Origin of the sequence: Nocardiopsis sp. TNDT3 (genome assembly GCF_003427465.1) — a bacterium.
In the GTDB taxonomy this organism is placed as follows: Bacteria; Actinomycetota; Actinomycetes; order Streptosporangiales; family Streptosporangiaceae; genus Nocardiopsis; species Nocardiopsis dassonvillei.
This window is the reverse complement of record NZ_QPFC01000090.1, coordinates 1-5,504: the sequence shown is the minus strand read 5'-3', so window position 1 is coordinate 5,504 and position 5,504 is coordinate 1. Positions and strand designations below refer to the sequence as shown.

The following is a 5,504-nucleotide window of genomic DNA, read 5'->3' as shown; positions in this document are numbered from 1 at the left end:
CTCCCGACGACCGCGTCCCCTGGTCGCGGTGTCCGGACGTCCCTATGCTTTGCCGGGGCCGCCTGTCCCAGGGAGGCGGACGGAGACGAGGGGGAGTCCGTGACGGACGGATACGACGTGCTGGTGGTGGGGGGCTCGGGCGTCGACACGATCGTCCGGGTGGACGAGCTGGCCCTGCCCGGCGGGGACTCGGTGTTCGTCCCGCCGGTGGTCGACTACGTGGGGCACACCGGCAACGGGGTGGCGCTGGGGTGCCACGCGCTGGGGCTGGCCACCAAGTTCATCGACTACCTGGGGGACGACGCCCAGGGCCGGATGGTGCTCGACTCCTACGCCGAGCGGGGACTGGACTTCAGCCACACCGTCTCACCGCACGGCACGCCCCGGGGCGTCAACCTCGTGGACCGGAGCGGGCGCCGCTTCTCCTTCTACGACGGGCGCCATCCGGGAGACCTGCGGCTGCCCCCGGAGTTCTACCTGCCCTTCGTGCGACGGGCCCGGCACGCGCACCTGTCGATCATCGGCCACAACCGGGACATGTACGGGGACCTGGAGCGCCACGGCCTCACCACCTCCACGGACCTGCACGACTGGGACGGGACGAACCCCCACCACCTGCACTACGCGCTGCGCTCGGACGTGGTGTTCATGAGCGCGGCGAGGGTCCGCGACGGGGTCGGGGACGTGCTGCGCGACGTGGTCGGCCGGGGGCGGGCCCGGGTCGCCGTCGCCACCGACGGCGAACGGGGCTGCCACGTCCTGGAACGGGGCTGGGACGCGCCGCGCGGCTTTCCCGCGGTGCGGCCGAACCGGCCGGTGGTGGACAGCAACGGCGCGGGGGACGCGTTCGTGGCCGCCTTCCTGCACGCCTGGCTCGGCGGGGAACCCGTGGAGCTGTGCGTCCTGGCCGGTGCGGTGGCGGGGGCCTTCACCTGCGGCAGCGCGGGAACGCACACCGAACTGATCGACCTGCCCACGCTGCGCCGTCTGTCCGAGGACGCCGAGTACGAGCCCGCGTGAGGGGGCGGCCGGAAGTGGTGCCGGTGTAGCGTGCGGAGCGGGCCCTGAACCCTGACGGCCACGGCGCCGGCGGCGGGGCCGGTCCCCGCCCAGCGCCCGACAGCCGGACGGGGCGCGCAGGATCCACGCACGTCTCGCGGTCGCCCCGGCCGCCCACACCACCCCGGTCGCCGGGTCGCGTTGGGCGGCGGGGCACGGAGCGACGTAGCGTGACCCCATGGACATCGATCTGCGTACACGCACGGCCCTGGTGACCGGCTCGACCCAGGGCATCGGCCTGGCCATCGCCACGACGCTGGCGCGCGCCGGGGCGACGGTGGCGGTCAACGGGCGCGGCGAGGAGAAGGTGGCCCGCGCGGTGGAGGCGGTCACCGAGCGGGTGCCCGGGGCCGCGCTGGTGGCCGCGACCGCCGACGTGACCACCGAGGAGGGCGTCGACCGGCTCCGCGAGCTGCTCCCCCGGCTCGACGTGCTCGTCAACAACCTCGGGATCTTCGGGGCTCAGGACGCGCTCGACATCTCCGACGAGGAGTGGCGGCGCTACTTCGAGGTCAACGTGCTCTCCGCCGTGCGCCTGACCAGGGAGTTCCTGCCCGGGATGACGGAACGCGGGTGGGGCCGGGTGCTCAACATCGCCAGCGACTCGGCGGTGGTGATCCCGGCCGAGATGATCCACTACGGCATGTCCAAGACGGCGCTGCTCGCGGTCTCGCGGGGGTTCGCCAAGGAGGCCGCGGGCACGGGGGTGACCGTCAACTCGGTGATCGCCGGTCCCACCCACACCGGAGGCGTGGAGGACTTCGTCTACCAGCTCGTCGACCGGAACCTGCCGTGGGAGGAGGCGCAGCGGGAGTTCATGCGCCTGCACCGGCCGCAGTCGCTGCTGCAGCGGCTGATCGAACCCGAGGAGATCGCCAACATGGTCGCCTACCTGAGTTCGCCGCTGGCCTCGGCCACCACGGGGGCCGCCGTGCGGGTGGACGGCGGATACGTCGACTCCATCGTCCCCTGAGAACGCGCCCGGACGCCGGGCACCCGGCGTCCGGGCACGGCGCCGCTCTCAGCCGGTGGTGTCCACGGACCGGTGGAGCCGGTCGGCGAGCGCCGCGGTGCGGCGGGCGAACTCCGGCGGACCCTCGACCGTGAAGGGCAGGCCGGTGAGCGCGAGGACGACCGCGAGCCACTCGTGGGAGTCCACGCGGGCGGTGTAGCGCGCCCGGTCGGGGCCGACCGCCTCCAGGTCGCCGTCGATCCGGGAGATCCGCGCCGCCACCTCCCCGGCCGACGCGTCGAACAGGACCGACACCGTGTGCCGGGCCCGCCCCGCCCCGAAGCCCCGCTCCAGGTGCTCGGCCAGCGGTTCCCCGGGCAGCTCCCGGCGGGTGAAGGGCGCCCTCGTGGGGGTGACCCCGGTGATCCGGTCGAGTCGGAAGGTCCGCCAGTCGTCGCGCTCGCGGTCCCAGGCGAACAGGTACCAGCGCCGTCCGGTCAGGACCAGCCGGTACGGGTCCACCTTGCGGCGCAGCTCGCGGCCGTCGCCGCCGCGGTGGAGCATCCGGACCCAGTGCCCGTCCGCGACGGCCTCGCCCAGGTCGGTGAGGACCCGTGTCCGCACGCCCGGCCACACCCGCTGCTCCGGTTCGACCGCCGCGGCCATGGCTTTCGCCCTGCGGGCCAGGCGCGAGGGCAGTACCCGGCCGAGCCGGGCCAGGGCCCGCTCCGCGCTCTCCTCCACCCCCTCCACCCCGCCGAGCCCGGCGGCGACGATCCGCAGGCCCAGGGCGGCGGCCACGACCTCGTCGTCCTCCAGGAGCAGGGGCGGCACCGCGCGGCCAGCGGCCAGCCGGTAGTGGCCTCCGGGACCGCGGAGGCTCTCCACCGCGTAGCCCAGTTCGCGCAGCCGGTCGATGTCGCGGCGCAGCGACCGCGGGCTGACCTCCAGGGCGGCGGCCAGGTCCGCGCCGGGCCAGGACCTGCCGGTCTGGAGCAGGGAGAGCAGGCGCAGCATCCGCGCACTCGTGTCGGCCATACGGCCCATTCTCCGGCGGGTTGTGGCCGGATTCCGACCGCAATCCCCCGGTGCGGCGGGGTCGCCGATCTGGCCGGGAGTTCCGGCAGTCCAGAACACGGATTTGCGCACGGTCACGGGGGTGGCAGAAAGGCACCAGTGGTGTGATCGTGGACACCGTCGGCGTTTTCGTGGGTTCGCTCCCCGTCGCCTGGGGTGGAGACCTCGTGCGCTGACCAGCGGCTCCCGGGAAAGGGAGCAGCGCGGAAGTCGCGTTGCGCCCCTGTGCGATCACTCTGCGCGTCCATCTCTTACTGAGAGTTTACCCGGGCCGGGTAGACATAGACGGAATAGGCCCCCACGGACCTGAGATAAGGATGTGCGCGACGTGATGGACTGGTTGAGCAACATCTTCGGCGGAGCAGCCGAGGAAGCAGCCCAGGGAGTGTCCGACGCCGTGGGCGGAGTCGGCGAGGCCGTGGGCGGGGTCGGTGAGACCCTGGGCGGCGCCGGAGAGGCCGCGCAGGCCTACGGCGAGGAAGCCGTCGGCGGGTTCGCCGAAGGCGCCCAGGCCTACGGCGAGGAGGCCGTGGGCGGTTTCCAGGACAGCGCCACCGAGGCGGTCGGCGGCTTCCAGGACCAGGTGGACACCGTGAGCGGTATCGCGGAGGACCCGGGCGGTGCCGCCGCCGACCACTTCTTCGGCAACAACTGACCTACCACCCTCCCGGCCCCGGCCGGGAGGGCACGGCCCGCCCGGAGCACCCGTGCCCCGGGCGGGCCGTTCGTGCGCCGCTCCCGTCAGCCGGGGAACAGCCGGTCCGGGCGGTCGTCCGGAGCCCGTTGCCGGTGCCCGGCCGGGAACCGCCTGCGAGTCCGCGCACGAGCGCCAGGACCGCGGTCGCCCTCTCGGACCCGGGACCCTCGGCTCACTCCCGGCGCGGCCGGGCCACCGAGAGCACGGCGAGCGCGGCCAGGGCGGCGACGCACGTCCAGGCGAAGGCGTCCCCGATCCGGGAGTAGACCGTGGTCACCCCCTCCCGGGGCACCATGGCGACCATGGTCTGCTGCCCGGTGGTGAAGTAGTCGGTCGTCGCCAGCACCCGCCCCTGGTGGTCGGTGGCGTTGGCGCGGCCGCGGCTCGCCTGCCGGAACAGGGCCGAGCCGTTCTCCACCGCGCGGAACACCGCGTTGCGCGCGTGCATCTCCTTGATCCCCTCCCAGGTGTTGGCGCCGACCAGCAGGACGTCCACGCCCCGCGCGCCCGCCTGGCGGACCAGTCCCGGGAAGTCGGCGTCGTAGCAGATGGCCACGGCCAGCCTCCCCGCCGGCGTGTCCGCGACGGGCACCGTGCCGGGCCCCGGCTCGTAGGGCTCCAGGACGGGCACCGGCCTGCTCTTGTCGTAGGTCCACACGACCTCGCCGTCCGGGGCGACCATGAGCATCTGGTTGCGGATGTGGGGAGCCCGCCCGGTGTAGACCGACATACCGGCGTTGACGTACACCCCGTGGTCCCGGGCCACCTCCCGGATGTCGGCCACCAGCAGGTCGCGGTCCTCCTCCAGGGTGAAGGCCGCCGACTCGGGCCACACCACGACCTCGGCGCCCGCGGCCGCCTCCCTCGCGGTGCTGGCGAGGAGTTCGTCGTTGACGACGCCGAAGCGCTCACGCAGCACGACCGGATCGGCGGCCCGCAGCGCCTCCAACGAGTCGTACTCCCGGAAGGTCGGCACCAGCTCCTCCCACGCGTCCTGCGAGGTGGTGACCCCCGCGACGCGCACGGTGTCGCCCGAGGGCGCGGCGAATACCAGGCGAGCGCCGCCCGCGACCGCGACCAGCGCGACCGTCCCGGCGCAGGCCGCCGCCACCGTGCGGGCCGCGCGGTCGGTCAGGCCGCGTGCCCACAGCAGCGCCGCCGCCGAGCACGCCCAGGCCACCAGGAAGCTCACTCCGTACACACCGGTCACCGAGGCCACCTGGATCAGAGGGAGGTTGTCGGCCTGGGTGGCGCCGAGAACCCCGTGGATGGTGCCGAAGGGGGTCACCGAGGCCACCGTGAACTCCACGGCCACGGTGGCGAGCGGGAAGACCAGGCTGACCCACCACGGGGCGCGCTCCCCCAGTCGGCGGTACAGGAGGCGGTCGACGGCGTAGGGGGCCGCGTCGGCCAGGGCCAGGGCCAAGGCGAGCAGCACCAGCGGCGGGGAGAGCAGGTCGGCCAGCCACAGCCAGACCAGCACGGCCGTCGTGCTGGCGGCGAGGACGCCCGACAGGGCGGGCAGCGGTCGGCTGGCGCGTGCGAAGCGCAGCAGCAGGACCGGATAGACCCACGCGAGCAGCGCGATGTCCCAGGCGGCCTGCATCGCGAAGAGGGACAGGGCGGTACCGGCGAGGAGCCAGGCGTAGCGCGGGAGGGTCGGGGGCGCGGTCATGGTTCGGCCTTCGTCTCGGGAACGGGGGTCTCGGGGAACAGGAG

5 protein-coding genes are annotated in these 5,504 nt (G+C 74.0%); 3 read left to right on the top strand and 2 right to left on the bottom strand.

The window, feature by feature from the left end; genetic code table 11:
- Positions 1–99 precede the first annotated feature (99 nt).
- Together DQW06_RS02620 and DQW06_RS02615 are read left to right on the top strand one after the other, a co-directional pair.
- A complete protein-coding gene (locus DQW06_RS02620; RefSeq protein WP_071622599.1) occupies positions 100–1,020 on the top strand; it encodes a carbohydrate kinase family protein in 921 nt (306 codons plus the stop codon).
- A gap of 217 nt (positions 1,021–1,237) precedes the next feature.
- Positions 1,238–2,032 carry an SDR family NAD(P)-dependent oxidoreductase gene (locus DQW06_RS02615; protein ID WP_071622600.1) on the top strand — a complete coding sequence of 265 codons (795 nt, stop codon included), beginning with the start codon at positions 1,238–1,240 and terminating at the stop codon, positions 2,030–2,032.
- Between the two features lie 48 nt (positions 2,033–2,080).
- Here DQW06_RS02615 and DQW06_RS02610 read toward each other — a convergent pair whose 3' ends face one another.
- The gene (locus tag DQW06_RS02610) at positions 2,081–3,049 is read right to left on the bottom strand and encodes a YafY family protein (RefSeq protein WP_117197891.1); all 969 of its coding nucleotides are present in this window, start codon (positions 3,047–3,049) and stop codon (positions 2,081–2,083) included.
- 358 nt (positions 3,050–3,407) lie between these two features.
- On the opposite strand from DQW06_RS02610, the gene DQW06_RS02605 reads away from it, so the two are divergent.
- Entirely contained in the window at positions 3,408–3,743 is a 336-nt protein-coding gene (locus DQW06_RS02605) for a hypothetical protein (RefSeq protein ID WP_061082083.1), read from the top strand.
- A gap of 214 nt (positions 3,744–3,957) precedes the next feature.
- On the opposite strand, the gene DQW06_RS02600 is transcribed toward DQW06_RS02605, so the two are convergent.
- Complete coding sequence (locus DQW06_RS02600) at positions 3,958–5,460, bottom strand: nitrilase-related carbon-nitrogen hydrolase (protein WP_117197890.1); 1,503 nt, start codon at positions 5,458–5,460, stop codon at positions 3,958–3,960.
- Between the last annotated feature and the right edge of the window lie 44 nt (positions 5,461–5,504).